At 54.0% G+C, this 23,914-nt stretch carries 21 protein-coding genes and 1 riboswitch; of the genes, 14 read left to right on the top strand and 7 right to left on the bottom strand.

The genetic code is table 11. The annotated features are described in order from the left end of the window. Positions 1–49: 49 nt before the first annotated feature. The 5 genes from hrpA to QWF21_RS15165 form a co-directional block, all read right to left on the bottom strand. On the bottom strand, positions 50–3,973 hold the full coding sequence (hrpA, locus tag QWF21_RS15145) for an ATP-dependent RNA helicase HrpA (RefSeq protein ID WP_407935301.1): 3,924 nt from the start codon (positions 3,971–3,973) through the stop codon (positions 50–52). A gap of 58 nt (positions 3,974–4,031) precedes the next feature. Continuing rightward, positions 4,032–4,451: a CBS domain-containing protein gene (locus tag QWF21_RS15150; protein WP_330088886.1), complete on the bottom strand. Its 420-nt coding sequence runs from the start codon at positions 4,449–4,451 to the stop codon at positions 4,032–4,034. Positions 4,452–4,555: 104 nt separating this feature from the next. Next, a complete protein-coding gene (locus tag QWF21_RS15155) occupies positions 4,556–5,563 on the bottom strand; it encodes an isoaspartyl peptidase/L-asparaginase family protein (protein WP_330088887.1) in 1,008 nt (335 codons plus the stop codon). 242 nt (positions 5,564–5,805) lie between these two features. Further along, on the bottom strand, positions 5,806–6,573 hold the full coding sequence (locus QWF21_RS15160) for a MipA/OmpV family protein (protein WP_330088888.1): 768 nt from the start codon (positions 6,571–6,573) through the stop codon (positions 5,806–5,808). Positions 6,574–6,585: 12 nt separating this feature from the next. Further along, positions 6,586–7,089, bottom strand: a complete 504-nt coding sequence (locus QWF21_RS15165) for a TspO/MBR family protein (protein WP_330088889.1) — start codon at positions 7,087–7,089, stop codon at positions 6,586–6,588. A 126-nt stretch (positions 7,090–7,215) separates the two neighbouring features. Between QWF21_RS15165 and QWF21_RS15170 the strand changes: the two genes are divergently transcribed. Next, positions 7,216–7,812, top strand: coding sequence for a DUF938 domain-containing protein (locus QWF21_RS15170; RefSeq protein WP_330088890.1), 597 nt, complete (start codon positions 7,216–7,218; stop codon positions 7,810–7,812). Here QWF21_RS15170 and QWF21_RS15175 read toward each other — a convergent pair. After that, positions 7,809–8,978, bottom strand: a complete 1,170-nt coding sequence (locus QWF21_RS15175; protein WP_330088891.1) for a GNAT family N-acetyltransferase — start codon at positions 8,976–8,978, stop codon at positions 7,809–7,811. The genes QWF21_RS15170 and QWF21_RS15175 overlap by 4 nt on opposite strands. A 221-nt stretch (positions 8,979–9,199) precedes the next feature. Here QWF21_RS15175 and sbcB point away from each other — a divergent pair, with 221 nt between their 5' ends. The 6 genes from sbcB (at position 9,200) to thiH (ending at position 16,321) form a co-directional block, all read left to right on the top strand. Continuing rightward, positions 9,200–10,621: an exodeoxyribonuclease I gene (sbcB, locus tag QWF21_RS15180; RefSeq protein WP_330088892.1), complete on the top strand. Its 1,422-nt coding sequence runs from the start codon at positions 9,200–9,202 to the stop codon at positions 10,619–10,621. 44 nt (positions 10,622–10,665) lie between these two features. Beyond that, positions 10,666–10,786, top strand: a riboswitch (TPP riboswitch). Between the two features lie 127 nt (positions 10,787–10,913). After that, on the top strand, positions 10,914–12,734 hold the full coding sequence (gene thiC, locus QWF21_RS15185; protein WP_330088893.1) for a phosphomethylpyrimidine synthase ThiC: 1,821 nt from the start codon (positions 10,914–10,916) through the stop codon (positions 12,732–12,734). Continuing rightward, positions 12,721–14,253: a thiamine phosphate synthase gene (gene thiE / locus QWF21_RS15190; RefSeq protein WP_330088894.1), complete on the top strand. Its 1,533-nt coding sequence runs from the start codon at positions 12,721–12,723 to the stop codon at positions 14,251–14,253. Before thiC ends, thiE begins: the two co-directional genes overlap by 14 nt. Continuing rightward, a complete protein-coding gene (thiS, locus tag QWF21_RS15195) occupies positions 14,237–14,437 on the top strand; it encodes a sulfur carrier protein ThiS (protein ID WP_330088895.1) in 201 nt (66 codons plus the stop codon). The genes thiE and thiS overlap by 17 nt, the downstream gene beginning before the upstream one ends. Position 14,438: 1 nt before the next feature. Continuing rightward, on the top strand, positions 14,439–15,206 hold the full coding sequence (locus QWF21_RS15200) for a thiazole synthase (protein ID WP_330088896.1): 768 nt from the start codon (positions 14,439–14,441) through the stop codon (positions 15,204–15,206). After that, a complete protein-coding gene (thiH, locus tag QWF21_RS15205) occupies positions 15,203–16,321 on the top strand; it encodes a 2-iminoacetate synthase ThiH (protein WP_330088897.1) in 1,119 nt (372 codons plus the stop codon). The genes QWF21_RS15200 and thiH overlap by 4 nt, the downstream gene beginning before the upstream one ends. Before the next feature lie 53 nt (positions 16,322–16,374). Here thiH and QWF21_RS15210 read toward each other — a convergent pair whose 3' ends face one another. Continuing rightward, on the bottom strand, positions 16,375–16,809 hold the full coding sequence (locus QWF21_RS15210; RefSeq protein ID WP_330088898.1) for a DUF2059 domain-containing protein: 435 nt from the start codon (positions 16,807–16,809) through the stop codon (positions 16,375–16,377). A gap of 127 nt (positions 16,810–16,936) precedes the next feature. On the opposite strand from QWF21_RS15210, the gene upp reads away from it, so the two are divergent. The 7 genes from upp to QWF21_RS15245 all read left to right on the top strand — a co-directional run bounded on the left by upp (position 16,937) and on the right by QWF21_RS15245 (position 23,880). Beyond that, positions 16,937–17,563: a uracil phosphoribosyltransferase gene (upp, locus tag QWF21_RS15215; protein ID WP_330088899.1), complete on the top strand. Its 627-nt coding sequence runs from the start codon at positions 16,937–16,939 to the stop codon at positions 17,561–17,563. 80 nt (positions 17,564–17,643) lie between these two features. Continuing rightward, positions 17,644–18,990 carry a TolC family protein gene (locus QWF21_RS15220; protein ID WP_330088900.1) on the top strand — a complete coding sequence of 449 codons (1,347 nt, stop codon included), beginning with the start codon at positions 17,644–17,646 and terminating at the stop codon, positions 18,988–18,990. A gap of 9 nt (positions 18,991–18,999) precedes the next feature. After that, positions 19,000–19,971, top strand: coding sequence for an HlyD family secretion protein (locus QWF21_RS15225; RefSeq protein WP_330088901.1), 972 nt, complete (start codon positions 19,000–19,002; stop codon positions 19,969–19,971). Then, positions 19,971–21,140 (top strand): ABC transporter permease, encoded by a 1,170-nt coding sequence (locus QWF21_RS15230; protein WP_330088902.1) that lies wholly within the window; start codon positions 19,971–19,973, stop codon positions 21,138–21,140. Before QWF21_RS15225 ends, QWF21_RS15230 begins: the two co-directional genes overlap by 1 nt. After that, positions 21,140–22,267, top strand: coding sequence for an ABC transporter permease (locus tag QWF21_RS15235; RefSeq protein ID WP_330088903.1), 1,128 nt, complete (start codon positions 21,140–21,142; stop codon positions 22,265–22,267). Before QWF21_RS15230 ends, QWF21_RS15235 begins: the two co-directional genes overlap by 1 nt. Before the next feature lie 159 nt (positions 22,268–22,426). Then, positions 22,427–22,927, top strand: coding sequence for a hypothetical protein (locus QWF21_RS15240; RefSeq protein ID WP_330088904.1), 501 nt, complete (start codon positions 22,427–22,429; stop codon positions 22,925–22,927). 68 nt (positions 22,928–22,995) lie between these two features. After that, on the top strand, positions 22,996–23,880 hold the full coding sequence (locus QWF21_RS15245; protein ID WP_330088905.1) for an alpha/beta fold hydrolase: 885 nt from the start codon (positions 22,996–22,998) through the stop codon (positions 23,878–23,880). Positions 23,881–23,914 lie beyond the last annotated feature (34 nt).

Here is a 23,914-nt window from a genome sequence, read left to right on the forward strand (position 1 = left end):
TCCCCCATGCCTGTAAAGGCAGGATTGAAAACGGTGATAGATTTAGGCGTCAGGCAGCCGACGACTTCGCGTCACTGATGGCGTTGAGCACCCGCTTGAGCGAAATTGGATACGCCGTGCCCAGGGTTTGCGCGAACAGTGATACTTTTAACTCCTCTATCATCCAGCGGATCTCCGCTACAGGCTCAGGCAACACAGCAAGGGTTTTGTAATGGCCCAGCAAGGCCTGATAAGCTTCTTCGGCGCGCTGGTAATCGTGCATCATCAACCGGTCACGGTGCGGATCTATCGGTAGTTTCTCCAGTCGTTTTTCCATCGCTTTTAAATAGCGCAGTAAATCCGCCAATCTGGCTGCGCCATGCTGGCTGACAAAGCCTTTAAACAGCAAGCTAGCCAGATGCTGTTTGACTTCCCCCTGCGCCTGCACATGGGCTAAATCCACCTTGCCCTTTAAGCGCTTTTGGATCTGGTGACCGAGCGACAAAATTTGCTCCACCTGCAAGGCGATGGCCAACACCCGCTCGTTCAGCTCGGCCCGCACCTGCTCTTTGATGGTTGTAAATTGCGCCTGGTTGTGTGGAAAGTCCTGCTCTGCCAGCATGGCATCCACCGCCGCCGCAATGCAGTCGTCTATCAGCTCCAGCACCTTGCCAAAAGGATTAAAATAAAGCCCAAGCTTGGCCTTGTTCGGCAATGACTCTTGCAGGTATTTCACCGGCGATGGAATATTCAGCAATATCAAGCGGCGTAGACCAAGCAAGCTGGTTTGCCTGGCCAAAGCGGCATGGTCCAGCAGCTTAATGGCGACTGAGTCGCCCTCATCCACCAGCGCCGGATAGGCCTTGATCTCGTAACCCGCCTGCAGCTGCACGTACTCACTGGGCAACTGACCAAAGCTCCAGTCGGTCAGCTGTTGCTGCTCGATATCCGGCTCTGCCACCTCGCTCAAGGTTTGCTGCACATCGCCCTGCAATTGCTGTTTTAACAAGGCCAGCGAACGTCCCTGCACCATCAGCTTGCCGCTGGCATCGACCACTTTAAAATTCATCTGCAAATGAGCCGGCAAACTGGCCAGGTCCCAGGCATCCTCCGGGATGGTGGTGCCGGACATCCGCCGTAACTGTGCGGTCACCGCCCCCAGCAGCTTGCCCTGGCCAGGTTGCAGCACCTGCAACAGAGCATCGGCGTAATTGGGTGCCGGTACAAATTGGCGACGGTAATTTTTCGGCAAGGATTTAATAAGCGCCACCAGCAACTCATGCAACAGGCCCGGGATCAGCCAGTCAAAGCCTTGATCGTTGATTTGATTCAGCAGCGCCAGCGGGATCACCAGACTGACCCCATCGTCCGGCTCGCCCGGTGCAAAGTGATAGCTTAGCGGCAGCTTCAGATTGCCCTGGCTCCATACATCCGGGAACTGTCCTTCGCCGATGTCATCGGCAGCGCGTTTTTTCAAGGCTTCGGGGTCAAAGTGCAAAAAGCGTTTGTCTTCTTTGCGTTTTTGCTGCCACCATTTACTGAAATCAACGCGGTTATTGGCTTGCAGCGGCACCCGACTGGCGTAAAACTGCACCAAATCTTCTTCATCCACCAGAATATCACGGCGCCGGCTTTTATCTTCCAGCGCGATCACTTCATCCAGCAGCTTGCGATTGTGCGCCAAAAAAGCTTCCTGCTGTCCCAGCTCTTCATGCACCAGGGCTTCACGAATAAAGATCTGGTGGCAGGTCGCAGCATCGATGTTGCTGTACAGCACTGGCCGTTTGCCGACAATGATCACGCCATACAAACTGACTTGCTCAAAAGCAATAACAGCCCCGCGCTTCTTCTGCCAGTGCGGCTCGCTGTAGCTGCGGCTAACCAGGTGTTCGGCCAGCGGCTCCACCCAGTCCGGCTCTATTTTTGCCAGGCTGCGGGCATAGAGTTTGGAGGTTTCCACCCATTCGGACGCCATCACCCATTTGGGTTTGCGCTTAAATAAATGACTGCCTGGAAAGGCGTAAAAACGGGTTTGCCGCGGCCCCAGATAATCGGCTTCAGCATCTTTGCAGCCAATCTGGCCGAGCAAACCACTAAGCAGACTGCGGTGAATTTCGGCATAGCCTGCTGTGGCCTGATTGGCGCGAAAACCAAGCTCCTGCATCAGTTGCGTCAGCTGATACACCAAGTCCTGCCACTCCCGCACCCGAAGGTAGTTCAGCAACTCGGTTTTGCACAGTTTGCGAAACTGATTGTTGCTCAATTCCTCCTGCTGCTGTTGCAAGTACTGCCAGAGCTTGAGGTAACTGACAAAGTCCGAGTCCTGATCGGCAAAGCGGCTGTGCAGCTCATCGGCTTTTTGCTGTTTATCCAGCGGCCGCTCACGCGGGTCCTGAATCGAAAGCGCTGCTACGATCACCACCACTTCACTCAGCGCCTGCTGTTTTGGCGCTTCGAGCAGCATGCGGCCAAGCCGGGGATCAATCGGCAACCGTGCCAACTGACGGCCAAGCTCGGTCATTTGCAACTGACCGGCTTTGCGTTTGGTTTCAACCGCCCCCAGCTCTTCCAGCAATTTGATGCCATCGGTGACAAAACGGCTGTCGGGCCGCTGCAAAAACGGGAAGGCCTCGATGCTGCCAAGGCGTAAGGACAACATCTGCAAAATAACCGACGCTAAGTTGGTGCGCAGGATCTCCGGATCCGTGTACTCCGGCCGGTTTAAAAAGTCCTCTTCGCTGTAGAGCCGAATGCAAATACCAGCCGCAACCCGACCACAACGGCCCTTACGCTGATTGGCGCTGGCCTGGCTGATGGGTTCAATCGGCAGCTGCTGCACTTTAGAGCGGTAACTGTAACGGGAAATACGGGCGGTACCGGGATCAATCACATAGCGGATCCCCGGCACCGTTAACGAGGTTTCGGCCACATTGGTGGCCAGCACAATGCGCCGGCCCGGATGCGATTGAAACACCCGGTTTTGTTCGCTGGCGCTTAAACGCGAATACAGCGGCAGGATTTCGGTATGCGGCAATTTCAGCTTTTCCAGCGCATCGGCGATATCACGAATTTCCCGCTCGCCATTTAAAAACACCAGAATATCGCCCGGCGGCTCGCGGTACAGCTCCTCCACTGCATCGAACAGGTTTTGCAGCTGATCGCGATCTTTATCGTTCTGCTCGGCCGTTTCATCGAAAGGCCGGTAACGCACTTCCACCGGATAGGTGCGGCCCGAGACTTCAATCACCGGCGCATCGTTAAAGTGTTTGGAGAAACGCTGCGGATCGATGGTGGCCGACGTAATAATCACCTTCAAATCCGGCCGTTTTGGCAACAACTGTTTCAGGTACCCAAGCAAAAAATCGATGTTCAGGCTGCGTTCGTGCGCCTCATCAATAATCAGCGTATCGTACTGATTTAAGAAACGGTCCTGCTGCATTTCTGCCAACAGCACCCCATCGGTCATCAGTTTAATCCGGGTCTGCTCGGAAGTATGATCGCCAAAACGAATTTTAAAACCGACTTCTTTACCAGGCTCGACCCCCAGCTCTTCAGCAATGCGATTGCTAACGCTGCGTGCAGCCAAACGCCGTGGTTGGGTGTGGCCAATCATGCCGGCAACACCGCGCCCCAGCTCCAGGCAAATTTTCGGCAACTGGGTGGTTTTGCCCGAGCCGGTTTCACCGGCAATCACCACCAACTGGTGCTTAGCAATGGCCGCTTTGATGTCGTCTTTTTTTGCCACCACCGGCAGCTCGGCCGGATAGTTCAGTTGCAAGGCCTGGCTGGCTCGTTGCTGGCGCAGGGCAACCGAGCGCTCAAGATCCTGTGCTATCGTGGCGAGAGCTTTATTACGCTTTGCCTCATCGCTGATTTTTTTCAGGCCATGCAGGCGCTTTTGCAAACGGAACTGATCTCTTTGCATGGCGAAACGAAGCTGTCGCTGCAACTCGTGGAGCGACTGTGGATTCGGTATGGACTTGGGTTCAGACAAAAAAACGCCCTCAGCAGAATAAGGGCGTTATGCTAGCAAGAAGCGCAAAGCGCTGCAATCAAACGGCTTTGCGATAATGGGAATTCATTTCCTTATCGATGGCGGCCAGCACATGGCTGCGGCTGATGATCCCAAGCAACTGGTTGTTGTCGTCCACCACCGGATACAACTTGGGTTTTAGCTTTAGCATGGTTTGCGCCAAATCGATGATGCCATCGTACGCTTTTACCGACAACACCTCGGTTTGCATAATATCGCGCACATGCGCCACCTGCTGGTCGTGGTAGGTGGATTTTAGCATCAAAGCCAAGCAATCCTGCTCGGATAAAAAGCCAATCACTTTATTGTGTTCGTCCACCACAGGGCCACCGGTCTGATTGCTGATGGTGAGCCGATCGGCTGCCAGCTCCACCGTCATATCTGCGGTAAAGGTTACCGGATGGTTGTTCATGTAATCGCCTACTTTCAGTAAGTCCATGTTTCCTCCTGAAGACATATTGCTTGCTTTAAGCCTAGCTGAAACTGGCAAAACTGCCGGATTTTAGTCAGCAAAAAACCACTGACTGCTGACTTTTTAGCCAGTTACTCGTCGGCAAAAATAGCCGTCAAGGCCGGTTGATTGCTGCCAATCTTGCCGCGGTACATGCCGGGGGTATTAAAAGACCAGCTAAGCTCTCCTTTGGCATCCACCACAATAACACCACCGGTGCCACCGACTGGCAGCAATACATCCTGAATTACCGCATCAGCTGCGGTTTTAGCCGAAACGCCCTGATACTTCACCCGGGCACAGATATCGGAAGCGACTTGATAACGAATAAAGTACTCACCATGACCGGTGGCAGAAACGGCGCAGCTGCTGTTGTCGGCGTAGTTGCCAGCACCAATAATGGGCGAGTCGCCGATCCGGCCATAACGTTTGCCGGTCATGCCACCGGTCGAGGTCGCCGCGGCCAGATTGCCCTGGCGATCAATAGCCACAGCGCCAACCGTGCCCATTTGCCAGTTCGGATCACGCACCACGTTAGCCTGGTGCGGCACAGCGCCCTCAGCCGCTTTCATGCGCTTGAGCGCTTCATGGCGAAATTCAGTGTTAAAGTAACTGTTATCGACCTGCTCCAGGCCCTTCTCTGCAGCAAACTGTTCGGCACCGGCGCCGGATAACATCACATGCACCGACTCCGTCATCACCTTGTGCGCCAGCAAAATAGGGTTCTTAACGGTACTGACCCCAGCCACCGCACCGGCATTCAAGGTAGCCCCATCCATAATGGACGCATCCAGTTCGTGGCGTTCATCCCAGGTATAGACAGCCCCTTTGCCAGCATTGAATAACGGATTGTCTTCTAAAATAGTGACCGCCTTGATGGCAGCATCCAGGCTGGAGCCGCCGGCTTGCAAAATAGCATAGCCCTGCTCCAGCGCCAGTCGCAGGCCGTCATGATAGGCTTGTTCCTGCTCGGGCGATAAGTTCGCCCGCTCTATGGTGCCGGCCCCACCGTGGATCACTAAACCAATCGGAGATTCTGCCCCGACTGCAACTGTGGCAACTAATCCGGTAGTTACAGCGGCTAACAATGTCTTGCGCATCTTGGATGTCCTGTTGAAATGGGATCTTGTGCTTTACTTGTAACCTATCTGGCCCAGGCTGACAAATTTGTGCGGTTGTCGGCAACTGATTTGCGGTAGATCAACTTCTTGCATGCACCAAAGCGCTACCATGGCTTTGTTCCTTGTAACACCCAGACACCAACCTTGTCTGCTGACATTTTTAGCGCCGCTTGCCGGCGCTTTTTTTTGTCTGTCAGCCAAGCAAAACAGCAACACAATCATTAAAAGAAGCGGCTGAAACTAAAAAACAACTGAAAACCGCGGCGCCGATCCGTCAATGGGCTGTCGGCTATCGCATCATCGTACCAGCGATGATCCAGACCTAACCGGGTCATGCCTCCCCAAAAAATGGGAGTGGCTACCGACACACCGGCCCCGGGGTTCCAGGCACTGCCCGCATGGTAAGCCGGCCGGTTGCTGGTAACTTCCTCCGGCCGGACGCCATAGTAATAATTCACCAGCCGGGCGTTGCTGTAATCCAAACTGAGATGCGGCTCAACAAAAACCGGGCCAAAGCGATGCTGGTAACCAATGCGATTGCGCACTTCATAGCCATCGGAGTTACCAAGCACATCGTGCAGCCAGGATGTTTCCAGCCGGATATTCTGCCAGTCATACCGCAGGCCAACACCCGCATCCATTGAGGTTTTGCGTTTTTGCATGCCTTCAAAGACCGGGCTTTTTGAAGCATCGGTACCGGCAAAGCGTGGGGCCAGCCGCGCCGTTAGTGTCAAACCGTCCTGCTGCAGCAACTCATAACTGATAAAAGGACCATACACCGATAAGCGCTCGCCCCGGTAGCCAACCACCGGTATAGGTACTGTCCGCCTGCGGTAATCCTGATACAGCTCCTGATTAACTCCAACGCCAACTCCGTAAATAAAACCTCGCGGCTCAGGCCGGACAGTCTCGTTATCAGCATTGGCAGATGGCTGCCAAAACAAGCTCACAGCGATGAAGGTAGTGCAAAGGGTGTAGCGGTATCTCATAAACGCCTCTCGTTACAGCACAGTCGGGTTGAATTGCCAGATGCTCCAGGTAAGTACCGTTGCAAAACTTACCCAACACAAATAGGGTACCAAAAGCAGAGCCGCCAGATTGCTGTGCCGTTTAAACCATAGCAGAGTGAGCAGGATCGCCAGCCAAAGCAATACAATCTCAGCCAGTGCTGCTGCTCCCAGGTACCAGGCAAAAAACAGCCAGCTCCAGAGCGCATTCAGCGCCAGTTGAATACCATACAACTGCAATGCTCTGCCCGTGATGGCGATACGGTCACTGCGCCAAACCAGCCAGGCAGCCAGCGCCATCAGGGTGTACAGCACCGTCCAGACAGGACCAAATAACCAGCCGGGTGGTGCCCAGCTCGGCAGCTCCAGTTGCAGGTAAAACGCTGGCGCATTGATAGAGCCCAGGCTTCCCAGCGCTGCGGCCAAAAAAGTAATCAGCAGAATAACCAGCAAGCCACTGCATTGCTGTAACTTTGTGTAAGGAGATTGTCGGACCATCACCACACCATGGTATTTAAGTTATTGTTTCATCATAGCGTTACGCTCAGAATCGCAGTTCGATCACTTCATCGTACTGCAGCTTTCCGTTATGCTATGACTCTGGTAATCGATAGCGAGTGCGTTATGCAAACAGCTTTACCCTTTTCACAGGCCTGTGAAAACAACAAGGGGCCTATTCTACAGATCCTGCGCCATGCCTTTGCCCATCGCCAGCAGGTGTTGGAGATTGGCAGTGGTACCGGGCAACACGCCGAATACTTTGCCCATGAGCTGCCGCACTTGCATTGGCAGTGCAGCGATCAACCGGCCTATTTACCGGATCTGAATCGGCGCTTGCAGCAGGTGAAACGTCCTAATCTGCCTTTGGCAGTTGCACTGGATATTCGGGAAAACAGCTGGCCTTATGCCAAAGTGGATGCGATCTTTAGTGCCAATACGCTGCACATTATGAGCTGGGCTGTGGTGCAGCGGTTGTTTGCCCGGCTGGATGAGTTCTGCCTGCCAGCTGCCAGCCTCTGCATTTATGGCCCCTTTAATTACCAGGGCCAATTTACCAGTGCCAGCAATCAGGCTTTTGATCAAAGCCTGCGACTACGCGACCCTGTCATGGGCATTCGTGATCAGGAAGCCGTGCTTGCATTGGCCGCTCAGGCCGGTTTTGTGTTGCAAGCCGATCATGCGATGCCGGCCAATAACCGCTTGCTGCACTTTCAGCGTTAAGACAAAGGCTCTGAGTGTGCCGGCTGGCGAAATGGTAAACGCGCCTGCGCCTGGCGTTGATAAAGTGCCAGCATATCCTCTTCGCCTTCAAAATAGCGGCCTATCGCATCTTTTAGCGGGCTATCCCGAAAGTGATAGCAACCATAACGCGTAACCGGCTCAAAGCCGCGTTGCAGCTTGTGTTCACCCTGAGCACCGGCATCAAAGCGCTGTAAACCCTGCTCGATGCAATAGGCAATGCCGGCATAGTAGCAGGCTTCAAAATGCAGAAAGTCCCATTCGGCTTCACAGCCCCAGTAACGGCCATACAGGGTGTCCGCTGAGCGGAAGCACAAGGAAGCGGCTATCAGTTGCTGCTGCTGGTAGGCGGCAAAAATCACGATGCTATCGGCCAGTTGCTGGCCCCATTCGTGAAAGGTAGCTTCGGTCAGATAACCGGCATGGCCAGAGCGCTTTAAGTAGGTGCGTTGATAAAAGTGATACAATTGCTGCCAGAGCGCCGCATCGGCATCGCAGCCATGCACCACACTAAGAGCAACACCGGCGTCTTGCACCCGCTGACGCTCCTTACGAATTTGTTTGCGCTTGCGTGAGCTTAAACTTGCCAGAAAATCATCAAAAAACGCGTAACCATAATTGCGCCATTCAAACTGCACATCCTGCCGTGGCCAGTAGCCGGCAGCCGTTAGGTGCTCGCGCTGCGCTTCATTGGGGTACAAACACTGAATACTGCTCAGGCGCTGTTTTTTCATGCGCTGCTGCAAGGCATCCAGCATCAGCGTCATCAGCTCGGCCTCATCTTCACCCGCTAACACACCAAAACGCGGTCCTTCGGCCGGGGTAAAAGGAATGGCCAGCACCAGCTTGGGGAAAAAGTCCAGGCCATAGCGCTGATAGGCTTCAACAATGGCCCAATCAAACAGGTATTCGCCATAGGAGTGTTGCTTCAGATAGGCCGGCACGGCCGCGATCAATTGCTCGCCTTGCCAGATGGTCAGATGACTGGCCTGCCAGCCAGTACCAGGCCCAACACTGCCGCCACTTTCCAGCGCCTGCAAAAAATCAAACCGGGTAAAAGGGTAATCGGTTGCAAACAAAGCATTCCAGCTATCGGCTGGTACCGATTGCAAGGAGTCGATCCATTCAATCCGTCTACTGGCGGTCATTGGCTATCCTCTGCAAAGCCTGCCACAGCTGGCGTAACGACCAGCCCGAGTAGGTTATGCGTAACTTTAATGCGCAGTATTTTTGCCATACTGGCGCAGTCTGGCGCTCGGGTCAAGCAGCAAAAAACAGGTCCTGCCTTGCATCCGCTTTTGTCTATCGCTCTATCGAGCTGTTACACTAGCAGCAGGAAAAATTCGCCAGCCAAGAGTCCGTACTGTTTATGTCTTTTTACTTCTACGATTTTGAAACCTGGGGCGCCGATCCAAAACGTGACCGCCCGGCCCAGTTTGCCGGTATTCGTACCGATGACCAGCTCAACATTGTTGGTAAACCGGATGTCTGGTACTGTCAGTTGGCTCCCGACTACCTGCCGCACCCACAAGCAGCCCTGATCACCGGCCTGACCCCGCAGCTTTGCCAACAACGCGGACTGCCGGAAACCGAGTTTATCGGTAAAATCCTGGAACGTTTCAGTGAGCCGGATAGCTGCGTGCTTGGTTACAACAGCATTCGCTTTGATGATGAAGTGACCCGTCACAGTCTGTACCGCAATTTTTATGAGCCTTATGGCCGTGAGTGGCAACAGGGCAACAGCCGCTGGGATTTGCTGGATGTGGTGCGGGCCTGTTATGCACTTCGCCCGGAGGGTATTGAGTGGCCGTTAAAAGACGACGGTACGCCCAGCTTTAAACTGGAAGACTTGGCCAAAGCCAATCAGCTGGCCCATGAACAGGCGCACGATGCGCTGTCCGACGTCTATGCCACCATAGCGCTGGCAAAACTTGTGCGTGACAAACAGCCGCGTTTGTTTCAGTTCTTGTTTGAGCACCGAAAAAAACAGGCCCTTAGCAAATACATCAATCTGGCCAATCAAACCCCTTTGGTGCATGTGTCCGGTAAATTCCCGGCCAGTCAGGGCTGTGTCAGTTGGGTGGTGCCATTGGCGTTTCATCCAACCAACAAGAATGCACTGATTGCCTGGAACCTGCAGGCCGACCCAACGCCTTTACTGGCGCTTGATATCGACCAATTGCGCGAGAAGCTTTATACCAAAAGCGCTGATTTAGCCGAAGGCGAAGAGCGGCTGGGCCTGAAACTAATTCACCTGAACAAATGCCCGGTGCTGGCACCGGCGAAAACCTTATCGGAACAGCGGGCCGATGCTCTGGGTATTGATCGCAGCAAATGCCGGGCACATTTAAATTGGTTGCTGGCCAACCCGGAGGTGCAGCAACAAGCACAGCAGGTGTTTGCCCAAGCCGAAGCATTCCCAGTAGAAACCAACCCGGATTATCAGCTCTATCAGGGATTTTTGGCCGATGGCGATAAGCAAAAAATGATGGCGTTGCACCAGCTCAGCCCGCAGCAGTTGGAAGTGCAGACGCCAGTTTTTAGTGACGAACGTTTGAATCAACTGCTGTTTCGCTACCGGGCACGTAACTACCCCGCTAGTTTGAATGAACAGGACATGCTCAAATGGCAACAGTATTGCGTGGATCGCTTAACCGATGGGCTGGATGATCCGCCACTGACACTGGAGGCTTTTCATCAGCAACTGGAGCTGGCGGCGCAGCAACATCAACACGATGAGCGGGCAATGCGTATCCTGAAAGCGCTGTACCATTATGCCGAGCAGCTCTGAGCACGAGCGGCTCTTGCTTTCGATTATGAAGTCCGTATACTGAAGCCAACTTGTCGGAGTGCTCCACTGGTTGTATTACAACCAAAGGAGCTGAGATCGCTGATGCGAGATCCGTGGAACCTGATTCAGGCTAATACCTGCGAAGGGAACAAGATGCGCTGCACCATCCTGCTTGTTGGGATCCCTGCTGCAGCGCCTGGTGTATCTGGCTGTATCTCAGCCTGCTGCCCCACCTTTGTTCACCCACTCCAGACAAGCAACCTCAACCGATATCGGAACCCAGGAGCTTGCTATGTCAGAGAATTCAACCCCAGTATCCAAACGCGAACAACGCGCCCGCGCCCAGGCTTATATTCGTCAGCTGCAGGGCGAAACCTTTCCCAACTCAGTACGGCGGTATTTACAGGGCGAGCGCCCGGATATCCAGGTGCCGGTCCGTTCTATCCAACTGCATCCGACCAAACACAAAGACGGCAGTTTAAGCGATAACCCGCCACTGAATGTGTACGACAGTTCCGGTCCTTATGGCGATCCGGAACAAAAACTCGATGTGCTAAAGGGCCTGCCAAAGCTAAGGCTGGCGTGGATCACAGCGCGTGCAGATGTGGAAGCCTCCCCGCTGCCACCTTACCAGGAAATCGCGCTGGATGAATGGCACACCGAATTTTCGCACCAGCCAATGCGCGCTAAAGCCGGTAAAACAGTGACACAACTGCACTACGCCAGAGCCGGTATTATCACGCCGGAGATGGAGTTTATTGCCTTGCGCGAGAACATGGGCCGCTCAGAACAAGCGCAGGATGATGGCATGCGCCGGCACAGCGGCAACAGTTTTGGCGCCCGCACGCCCAAGGTGATTACCGCCGAATTTGTCCGGGAAGAAGTAGCTGCTGGTCGGGCTATTATTCCGGCCAATATCAACCATCCGGAAGCCGAGCCGATGATCATTGGCCGCAACTTCAAAGTGAAAGTCAACGCCAACATCGGCAACTCCTCGGTCACCTCCAGCATTGAAGAGGAAGTGGAAAAACTGGTCTGGGCCACCCGCTGGGGCGCCGATACCGTGATGGATCTCTCCACCGGCCGGCGCATTCACCAAACCCGCGACTGGATTTTGCGCAACAGCCCGGTGCCCATTGGCACAGTGCCGATTTATCAGGCGTTGGAAAAAGTCAAAGGCGATGTCAGTCAACTAAGCTGGCAGGTGTTTAAAGACACCCTGCTGGAGCAAGCCGAACAAGGGGTGGATTACTTCACCATTCATGCCGGTGTTCTGCAGGAGTACGTTGGGCTAACCGCCAACCGGGTGACAGGCATCGTCTCGCGCGGTGGCGCCATCATGGCGCAGTGGTGCCGCATCTTTAACCGGCAAAGTTTTTTGTACGAGCACTTCGAAGAAATCTGTCAGCTGTGCGCGGCCTACGATATTTCGTTATCACTTGGCGATGGCCTGCGCCCTGGCAGCATTGCCGATGCCAACGATGAAGCCCAGTTTGCCGAGCTTCGCACCCTGGGTGAGCTGACAAAAATCGCCTGGCGCTACGATGTGCAGGTAATGATTGAAGGTCCGGGCCATGTGCCGATGCAACTGATTGAAGAAAACATGACCGAGCAGCTCAAGCACTGCCATGAAGCGCCTTTTTACACCTTAGGGCCACTGACTACCGACATAGCCCCGGGCTACGATCACATCACCTCCGGCATCGGTGCTGCGATGATTGGCTGGTATGGCTGCGCCATGCTCTGTTATGTCACCCCCAAAGAACACCTGGGCTTGCCGAACAAAGAAGACGTCAAGCAAGGCTTAATTGCCTACACCATTGCTGCCCATGCCGCTGACTTGGCCAAGGGCCACCCGGCGGCGCAACTGCGGGATAATGCCCTATCCAAGGCCCGTTACGAATTTCGCTGGGTCGATCAATACAACCTGGCACTGGATCCCTTCACGGCCAAAGCCTACCACGATGAAACACTGGGGCACGAAGGAGCGGACAGCGAAGAATTTTGCTCAATGTGCGGTCCTAAGTTCTGCTCAATGCGACTGAATCAACAAATCGCAGAAGAGTCCGCAAGTCAAAGCAGCACCACGGAGTTGGCCGATGCAAGCAGCTAATACTTCGTTAGCCAGTCCTCAGCCGGTAGCAGCACTGCAGCCGGCGAAACCCCTGGTCTGGAGCATTGCTGCTTCAGACTCCGGGGGGGGCGCAGGTATTCAGGCCGATGTGCTGACCTTGCAGGACCTTGGCTGTCATGCCTGCACCGCAATCACCGCCATCACAGCGCAGAACTCGCTTGGTGTGCAGGCGCTGGAGCCTGTTTCAAATAAGCTGTTCCAAGCTCAGTTGGACGCCTTGAAAAGTGACTTACCAGCGCGAGCGATTAAAATAGGTTTGCTGCCAACAGCTGAAATGATTTGGCAGCTGGCCGACTGGCTGCAGCAGTACAAACAGCAACATCAGGCACTGGTGGTGGCCGATCCTGTACTTGGCAGCAGCAGTGGCCAACACTGGCACAGTGAAGCGCTGCTGGATGCCTGGCGTGCCTTGCTGCCTCACATTGATGTGCTCACCCCCAACCTGCCGGAGCTTGGCTTACTCAGTGGCCGACCGACCCAGGCTATTGATGAGCAGGTGGCATTGCTGCAGGCGCTTGGCGCTTCAGCTGTACTGGTAAAAGGTGGCCATATCAGCCAGATCCGGGATGTCACAGACCTGCTTTATCAGCAAGACAAGCTGGTTGCTCTTGCCTGTGAACGGTTGCAGACGCCGCATCAACATGGCACCGGTTGCACTCTGTCCAGTGCCCTAACTGCCCTGCTGGCGCATGGTTATCCGCTGGAAGATGCACTGGTGTTGGCTCGGGCCTACCTGCAGGCGGCACTGGAGCAGGGCTATGCAACAGGGGCAGGCCCAGGCTCTCTGGCGCATCCGGGCTGGCCAACAAGTCAGCAGTATCTGCCACGAATTAGCGGTGCCAACTGGCCAAAAACACCAACAGCACCTTTTGCCGGCATCAGTGAGCCGCTGGGCGTCTACCCGGTGGTCGACTCCATCGCCCTGCTGCAGCAACTGTTACCGGAGCAACCTGGCTGCATTCAATTACGGCTGAAACAAGGCAGCCCTGCTGATTTGCATGCTCAGATTGCCGAAGCCGTGATGCTATGCCGCAGATATCAGGTACGGCTTTTTATCAATGACCACTGGCAATTGGCCATTGAACTTGGCGCTTACGGCGTGCATTTAGGCCAGGAAGATTTGGCTCTGGCCGATTTAACAGCGATCCAGCAAGCTGGCCTTCGGTTGGGTATTTCCAGCCACGGCCCCTTTGAACTGGCCAGAGCCCTGCAATTACGCCCTTCCTATGTTGCATTGGGCCATGTGTTCCCCACCCAAACCAAGCAGATGCCATCGCAGCCCCAAGGGCTCAAAAGGTTGGCTCTGTCAGTACCGCTCTGTGCCGGTACTCCGACGGTGGCGATTGGCGGCATCGATCAGCACAGCTTTGCACAAACCTGCGCCAGCAAAGTGCATGGTATTGCCATGGTCAGTGCTATTACCAAAGCGACGCAACCAGCTCAACGCTTGCGCTTTTTTAATAAGTTATGGGAGCAGCATTATGCGTATCACCGTTAATCAACAACCACAGCAACTTGCTGAACCCTGTACTTTGCAACAGCTGGTTGAGCAGCTGCAACTTAACCCGAATGGGCTGGCACTGGCCATTAATCAGACCGTGATCAGTAAACGGGAGTGGGCTCGCACTACTTTACAGCCGGACGATCAGGTCGCGGCTTTTCAAATCGTCACCGGAGGTTAAAATGCTCAATCTGGCAGGCGTTCAGTTAGAAAGCCCTCTGCTGCTTGGTACTGGCAAGTTTGCCAGTGCGGCACAATTAATGGCTGCAGTCACAGCATCAGGCACTGAGCTGGTGACCCTGGCAATGAAGCGGTTGGATTTACAACACCAAAGCGACGATATCCTGACGCCCTTGCAACAGCTGGGCGTTCGGCTGCTGCCCAATACTTCCGGTGCTAAAACAGCCAGCGAAGCCATCTTTGCCGCAGAGCTGGCCCGCGAGGCGCTTGGCACCCACTGGCTGAAACTCGAGATCCATCCGGATCCGCGCTATTTGCTGCCGGATCCGATTGAAACCCTGCAGGCTGCGCACGAGCTGGTAAAACGTGGTTTTGTGGTACTGCCTTATTGCCCGGCCGATCCGGTACTGTGCAAACGACTGGAAGAAGCTGGCTGTGCTGCCGTAATGCCGTTGGGTGCACCGATAGGCTCCAATCAGGGCCTACAGACCCTGGCAATGCTGGAGATCATTATAGAGCAGGCGACGGTACCGGTCATTATTGATGCAGGCCTTGGGGCTCCCTCCCATGCCTGTCAGGCGTTGGAGCTGGGTGCCAGTGCTGTGCTGGTCAATACTGCCATTGCCAGTGCGGCCGATCCTGTTGCTATGGCAACAGGCTTCCGGCTGGCATGCCAGGCCGGAGTTCATGCCCGGCGCAGCGGTTTGGCAGCTACCTCTTCGCAGGCGCATGCTTCCAGCCCACTGACCCACTTTTTGGAGACGCTATGACCCAGGGGTTCTATGAACTGTGGCAGCAGCAAAGCTGGGAGCACCAGTTGCTTCAAAGCCGAAGCTATTCACTGGCCCAGGTGAAACAAGCGCTCGGTAAAACCCGACTTACCCTGCAAGACTTCCAGGCTCTGATATCGCCGGCTGCCGAGCCGCTGCTGCCTGAACTGGCAGCCAAAGCACAACAACGAACCCGCCAGCGCTTTGGGCGAACTCAGCAGCTGTTTGCCCCTTTGTATCTATCCAACCTCTGTGCCAATGAATGCAGTTACTGCGGCTTTTCCATGAGCCAGAAAGTCAAACGCCGGGTACTCACTGCCGAAGAAATCGAAAAAGAATGCCTGGCATTGCGTCAATCCGGCATCGATCAGGTACTGATAGTCACCGGTGAGCATGAACGCAAAGTGGGCATGCCCTACTTCCGGCAGATGCTACCTTTGATCCGCCGTCACTTCAGTAGTCTGATGCTGGAAGTGCAACCCTTATCCGAAGCCCACTACCTGGAGTTACGTCAGCTTGGTGTCGATGCGGTGATGGTGTATCAGGAAACCTATCAACAAAGCGCCTATCAGCGTTACCACTTAAAAGGCCAAAAGTCCGATATGAGCTGGCGGCTCGGTTGCCCGGATCGGCTGGGCAAAGCCGGTATTGATAAAATCGGTTTAGGCGTATTATTTGGCCTGGCAGACTGGCGCACCGATGCCAGCTTTTTGGCCATGCACTTGTTGTATTTGCAACAACAGTACTGGCAAAGCCGTTATTCACTGTCGGTACCGAGGATCCGGCCTTGCAGCGGTGGTATCGAAGTCCCCTATCCACTGAGCGACAAGCATTTGGTGCAACTAGTCTGTGCCTTCCGCCTGCTGTCTCCCAGTCTAGAGATCAGCTTATCCACCCGTGAACGGGCTGAGCTGCGCGATCAACTGGTACCCATTGCCATTACCAGCAGCAGTGCCGGCTCCAGCACCCGCCCCGGTGGGTATGCAGTGGATCCTGAAGCACTGGAACAATTTAGCATCGACGATAGCCGTAGTCCGGCTTTATACCGGCAGCATCTGCAACAACTGGGGATGGCTCCGGTGCTTAAAGACTGGGAACCTTATTTAGGAAGATAACAACTGCCAGTTTGAAGTCGGGGCGCAATCAAGCGCCCCGATGACTTAAGAAACTAATTGCCGATATCCAATCCTGCAGCTTCCAACATCTGCAGTAATTGCGGCTGATACTTTTCTGCCAACGCCATGCCGATTTGCGCACCTTCGGAAAACAGCTGCGGCATTAGCTCAACACTTTTGGCACCTACCGGGGACTTGTAGAACTGAACCAGCTCTTTTAACTCCGCTTCACTGAAATGCTTTTTATAAAGCGCGGCCATCGGCACTTTCATTTCGTCCCAGCTCATGTAGGTCCGGCTCCATTCCAGCAATACCGGCTCGTACTGTGCCAGCACTGGGTTTGACCCTGCCATCATTTGCACCAGTTGTTGCTGCATCTGAAGCACTTGCTCCTGGCCTCCCATCACATCCAGCAATTCATAGGCCGGATCCGCTTTTAATGGAAAACAGCACAACATCGCCGCCAGCAGAATTGATTTCTTTAACATCGTTTTTTTCCTTTTATTCAAAGACAGCTCAAAATAACTTAAACTCAGAGTGGTTGCAATTGCTGGGGCATCAAAGCCAGGCTTTCGATGTGCTATGCTTAAAACTGTGTTTTAACAAGGATAACAAATGAAGCTAACGGAAGTTAAACACCCGCTGGTGCAGCATAAAATGGGCTTATTGCGTTCAGCCGATATCAGCACCAAAGCCTTTCGCGAACTTGCCAGAGAAGTTGGCAGTTTACTTACTTACGAAGCCACCACCGATTTACCACTGGAAGACTGTAGTATTGAAGGCTGGTGCGGCACCATTCCAATCCGGCAAATTCAAGGCAAGAAAGTCACTGTAGTGCCTATTTTACGGGCAGGTTTAGGGATGATGGACGGTGTACTGGAGCACTTACCCAGCGCCCGCATTAGTGTGGTTGGTATTTACCGGGATGAGCACAGCCTGCAACCTGTTCCTTATTTCCAAAAGCTGGCACCGGATATGGAGCACCGTTTGGCCATCGTAGTGGATCCAATGCTGGCCACCGGTGGCTCAATGATTGCAACCGTTGATCTGTTAAAACAACAAGGCTGCAAGCATATCAAAGCTCTGGTGCTGGTGGCAGCGCCGGAAGGCATCAGTGCCTTATCGAAGGCACATCCGGATATCGAGCTTTACACCGCAGCCGTCGATGAAAAACTTAACGAGCATGGCTACATTTTGCCGGGGCTTGGCGATGCCGGCGACAAATTATTTGGTACCAAATAAGGCTCACCGTGGCAATAAGTTGCAGCCACAGGTGAACTTGCTTAGAATAAAGTAGAGCATTTACTCTAACGAGGATTTCTATGCACTTCCGTTCTTCATTGGCAGGCCTGACAGCCATGCTGCTTTTACTGATGCCAGACAGCACATTACGGGCAACAACGCTCAGCCTGCCTGATGCTGAGCAGCGACTGGCATCGAACCGAACTTTGCTGGCGCAGCAAGCTGATGTCGATGCCTGGCAAGCCCAGCAGCGAGCACTGAACAGCCTGAACCTGCCACAGCTGAGCATCACCATTGCCGGTATTGCCTATGAAAAAGAAGTGACTTTCGATATTCCGGTGATCAACCAGCCAGCCGAACTCGATGTGTTTCGCAGTGGTATTCGTAGCCAGATGAATCTGCTTTGGCCTCTGTACACCGGTGGCCGAACCAATGCGGCTCAGCAACAAGTTGCCGCCAGGGTTACCGAAGCCGAAGCGGAACAACGTTTGCTGCAACTGCAGTTGCTAAAACGATTATTTGATCTGTACTTTTCCAGCCAGATGATGCAACAGGTGGTGCAGGTTCGGGAGCAAGCTCTGCAGACTCTGGATGCCCATGTTCATAAAGCCAGGCGCTTCGAACAAGAGGGCCTGATCACCCAGCTCAACCGGATGCAGGCCGAAGTAGCTCAGGCAGAAGCCCGCCGAAGCGCTGTCCAAGCCAGACGGCAGCTCATTGATGTTCAGGCTGCCTTGCAAAATTTACTGCAACTGGATGCACTCAGTTGCTTAAGTACCCCACTGCCCCAGCCAGTCGCATTAACCGAATCTATCGACTGGTTTGTTGCCGAGGCCAGGCGCAATAACCCGGTTTTTTCGCAGTTGCAGGCGAAAGATCGTCAGGTAAAGCAGCAACTACGCATAGAGCAAGGCAAAAAGCTGCCCGAGGTGTTCCTGGTAGGCAGCTATGATTTAAACCGAGCCGCCACCCCCTTGACCGAGCCTGACTGGAGCATTGGTCTTGGCATGCGTTATCACTTTACTACCCCGGTGAATCGCCAGGCCAGTGTAGATGCCGTACTTAGCCGGCAACAACAGCTGGATCACAGCCGGGATCAGGCCGACGCCGATATGCAGTTGGCGGTGGAAAGCAGCTACCGTACCGTGCTGCAGCATCTGGAGCAATTTGAGTTGTTACAGCAGGATCTGGAACTGGCACGCGAACATGCCCGTTTGCAACGCCATGCTTTTGAAGAAGGCATGGCAACGTCACTGGATGTGACCGATGCCCGTTTAAAGCAAGCGGCTGCTGAAGTAGAGGCACTGCAGGCTGCTTTTCAATACAGCAGCGCCCTGGCGCAACTCACTCAGCTAACAGGCCGCCCGGAATTATTAGCCAACTGGCTGCCTGCTTTATTGCAACAGCAGTCCTGCGCATCCATTTAAGGGTTCAACATGCAAAGTAAAAAAATTATTCTACCTCTCTTCGCTGTTCTTTTGGTGCTGGTGCTCTTCTGGTGGCTTTGGCCAAGCCCACAACCCGAGTTCTTGCATGGTGATGTCGAAGTGCGGGAGATCCGTATAGCCAGCAAGATCCCAGGCCGTGTCAGTCGAATGCATGTCAAAGAAGGCGATATGGTTCAGCCGGGCCAATTGTTGTTTGAACTGGATAGTCCCGAGCTAAATGCCAAACTGGCTCAGGCTGAAGCCGCCGAAGCGGCGACCAAAGCACTGCAGGATGAAGCTGAAGCCGGCCTTCGTAGTGAAGAAATAGAGATGGCCCGGCTGGACTGGCAGCGGGCGCTGGTGCAGCAAAACCTGTACCAAACGACGTTGAACAGGATGCGTAATTTGCATGCCGAAGGCCTGGTGTCACAACAACAACTGGATGAAGTACAGGCAAAGTGGCAAGCCAGTACCGATCAGGCCAGCGCAGCGGAGGCACGTTACACCATGGCAGCTTCCGGCGCACGCCAGGAGCAACTGCGGGCAGTACAGGCACAGAACCGTCGTGCTGCTGCAGCCGTAGCTGAAGTAGAAGCTTACCGGCAGGAAACCCGCATGCTCGCTCCTCTGGCCGGTGAAATTGCCAGCATAGTCATTCAGCCCGGCGAGCTGGCACCTACCGGGTATCCGGTGATTACGTTAATTGACCCAACCGATAGCTGGGTGGTCTTTACCATCCGGGAAGATAAGCTCAATGCACTGGTCCCAGGCACCGAGTTTGATGCGTGGGTACCCGCATTGAACCATAGCCTGCGCTTTCGCGTCAGCAAGCTAAGTGCCCTGCCATCTTTTGCGAATTGGAAGCAAGTCCGGGGTACCCCGGGTTACGACTTGAAAACCTTCCAACTGGAAGCAAGGCCCGTGCAGCATGAGCCTAAGTTACGGGCCGGTATGACCGTGATACTGGCGCTGGAGGACTGATGTCGGCTTTTCGGCTTAGCCTGAGCCGCGAACTCAAGCACCTGCACGATGATCGTGGTGATCGCTTTTTAGCCCTTTGGCTAATGCCTTTGCTTTGCATCTTTATCTGGTGGATTTTTTCTGCCGGTCAGCCCGAGCAACTGCCTGTTGCTGTGATGGATCAGGATCAAAGCCCTTTGTCACGGCAACTGATCAGGTTGGTTGATGCTGCCCCCGGAGTAGCGGTCACCCTGGATGCCACTGACAGTAAAGTGGCCGTGGATGCCCTGCGTCAACGCCAGATCTATGGCCTGTTGATTTTACCCAAAGGCCTGCAAGATAGTATCTATCAGGGACAGCCTGCCGAACTGGTGTTGCAGCTAAACAGCCAATACACCACCTATGCATCAACACTGCAACGTGGCATTCAGCAAGCCATTATGACTGCCGGTGTCGGTATTCACAGCGACAGGCTGCAGCGACAGGGTCTTTACCCCGAGGCCAGTCTGGCCACTGTACTGCCGGTGCAGGTGCTCGCCACCCCTTTATACAACGAGGGGCCAAGTTATGAGGTATTTCTGGCAGCTACTTTAATTCCGGCCCTGTTTCAGATCCTGGCGATGGTAGTCACCGTTTCTGCCATAGGGCGGGAGCTAAGAGACGGCACGGCCAAAGCCTGGCTGGATAGTGCCGGTGGCTCAGTGTTAATGGCGTTGGTAAGCAAACTGGTTCCCTACTTTGCTTTACTTGTATTGTACGGCGCTGGCTACGTACTCTTGTTTCAGCTGCTGGCTCCTGCCAGCTATGCCGGCTCCGCTGTAAATATCTGGTTTAGTTTTGTGTTAATGATTGCAGCTGCCATGGCCATCGCGCTGTTGCTGGTTGCTCTGACCCGAAACTTTCGCATGGCTCTCAGTCTGGCCGGTTTTTACAGCGCGCCTGCTTTTGCCTACTCCGGTCAGGCCTTCCCTCTGGTAGCCATGCCGGAGCTGGCACAGTACTGGGCTAGTATTTTGCCACTGACCCACTGGCTGAAGTTATACAATCAGCAATGGCTGGCTGGCGCGCCATGGCAAGCGGCCAGCACCCCCTGGCTGGTACTGCTGTCGATGCTGCTGCTGGGCAGTATTTCAGGTTATCTGCTATTGAAACGCTCGGGCTTTAAGGCCGAAAGCTGGGGGGCACGTTAATGACTATCTGGCAACACAGCCTGCACACCTGGCGATTGATCTTTAAAGATAAGGGCGCCATTTTACTGTTGTTTGTCGCAGGCTTAATTTATTCCTTTTTCTACCCACTGCCTTACCACTTCGAACAAGTGGAATCAGTACCTACTATTTTGATTGACCAGGATCACAGTGCGTCTTCCAGAAACCTGCGACGCCTGTTGCTGGCATCACCAAATCTGGAAATACGTCAAATCAGCAGCGAAACATCCGCCATTCAAGCCGCGTTATGGCAAGGCGATGTGATGGCTCTGATTATTATCCCAAGTGGCTTTCATCAGGATATCCTGGCAGGGCGTGCTGCACAGGTGCAGATTGCCAGCCATGGCGGCTACCTGCTGGCTGGCAGCAAAGCCTTGATGAATGCCAATGAAGCAGCCCTGACAATGGGTGCAGCGGTTAGTATGCACAAGCTACAAAGCTTGGGGTTTAGTCCGATACAAGCCATCGACAGTCTGCAACCCCTGCAGTTGCACAGCCGCTCTTTGTACAACCCCAAAGATGGCTATGGCCATGCCATAGTGCCGGCAGTGATGGTGCTGGTGATCCAGCAGACACTGTTAATCGGCGTAACCTTGCTGCTGGGCAGGCAAGCCGAGCTGAAGCAACTGCCAAGCGGTTGGCGCGCCTACAGTGGTATGCTGCTTACCTTTAGCTGTATCGGACTGCTCAACTCACTGTATTTTTTCCTGGTTGCCCTTCGGCTGCAACACTATGCTCAGCTTGGTCCCTTAGTGCATCTGCTGGTATTTTGTCTGCTATTCTCGCTGTGCATAGCTGCTTTTGCCCTGCTGCTTGGCCGCTTGTTTCAAAGCCGTGAACGTGGCTTGCAGTTGCTGCTGATTAGTGCCGTACCCATGCTGTTTATCTCGGGGTACAGTTGGCCGGCCGAATCCCTGCCAACAGCGCTCTACTATCTGCGCTGGTTGCTCCCCTCCACAGCCGGCATTCATGGGTTTGTAGGTATCAATCAACTGGGCGCCAGCCTGGTCGATATTCAACAAGAGTTGGTGGCTCTTAGCTGTCTGACACTCGGCATGATTGCAGTTGGACTCTGGCTGTACCGTCCGACAGGCAAGCAATTGCCCTGAAACGGCAAGCCTTTGCCTGTTTGCTGTATCACCACAGCCAGGCACAACAAGGCGCCAGGCTGTCTGAACATTGCATCAGCCTGGCGCAGCCTTTGCATCGTGCTCACTTCACAAGCAGTCATCTTTCACCAGGCAGTACCAAACCATGGAGCAGCTGATATGCTGATTATTCCCCAAACCAGTGGCAGTGAATACCAGGCACTACGACAACGTCTGCGCGAAGACAACAAAGCCGATTTGTATCCTTTGCCCGTAAAACAGCCCGTACAAGACAGCAAAAATGAGATCCAACCTCAACCTGTGCCAGATGTGCGCCCTACCCCCATTCCTGAGCCAGATCGGGTCACTCTGGGACAAGCTGCACCAGGCTCCGAGGGATTAAGCCTGACCTACCGACCTGATGGCAGAGTGCCAGAACAAGTGACGGAGCGGGTAGACTATCTAAGCCAGATGATGCAGGCCATGACAGATGCCAAAGTTGGGTTTGACCGCGAAAAATACGAAGAGCTGCAAGAAAAAATTGATGAGATCCTGGCCAAAGAGGAACTCACCGATGCCGATCGGTCAAAACTGGAAGCTCTGGAGCAAGAACAACGCCGGCTGTTTGAAGTTGCGGCAAAACGACTGGCAGAAAAAGCTGTCAATGAGGAAAAAGTCTGATCCTGACTTGCGATAACGGGAAAAAGCTGGCATCTTGCGGCCATCTTCGTTGAAACAGGGACAATGCAGTGGAGCTTATCCCCTGGTCTTTTCATACCCATTATGGCTTTTGCCTGCGGGGGTACCACAGTGCTCCCAGTGGCAAGCCGGTATTGCATGTTTTGCATGGCAATGGCTTTTGCAGCCGGATGTACCAACCCATGCTGCAACAACTGGCCAGAGACTATGACTTATTCTTATCCGATGCGCAGGGACATGGTGACAGCGATCATGGTGGCCCCTTTGTCGGCTGGAATGAAAGTGCTGAGCTGGCAGCCCAGGCCTGGTTAGCGCATCGTGATCGCTTTGCCAATGTTCCCCACATTGGTCTTGGTCATAGTTTTGGAGGGGTGCTGACAGCGCTGAATAATGCCGCTTACCCTGATCTGTTCTCTCAGGTAGTCCTGCTCGATCCGGTGCTGTTTACTCCCAGCATGCTGACCAGCATGAAAGCACTTACCCTGGTTCGACTGTACCAACGAAACCCCTATGCCCGAGCGGCGCTAAAACGCCGGCAGCATTGGCCAGACAAAATCACCGCAAAAAACTACCTGCAGCAACGTGGCCTGTACCGGAATTGGCAGCCTGAAGCTTTAGCCGCTTACATCGACCATGCCCTAAAACCGACGGAGCACGGTATTAGTTTAAAATGCCAACCTGAGCGGGAGGCCGAAATTTTTGGCTCCTACCCACGCAATTTGTGGCGTCAACTCGCTAAGCCCTGTGCGCCAACGCTGGTGCTTTATGGCAATAACAGTTATCCTTTTGTGCCTAAAGCGCTGCAAAAATGGCAGCATCTCAACCCTGCAGTTGAGCTTGAGCAGCTGCCGGGCAGCCATTGCTTTATGCAAGAAGCACCGGAAATGACCGCAACTGCGATTCATGCGAAACTTAGCGCTATAAAATGCGTCTGAAGCGGGTATAATTCGCTGCACTACCAAAACGGGA

This window comes from Alkalimonas mucilaginosa (assembly GCF_036327005.1).
Taxonomy (GTDB): Bacteria; Pseudomonadota; Gammaproteobacteria; order Enterobacterales; family Alteromonadaceae; genus Alkalimonas; species Alkalimonas mucilaginosa.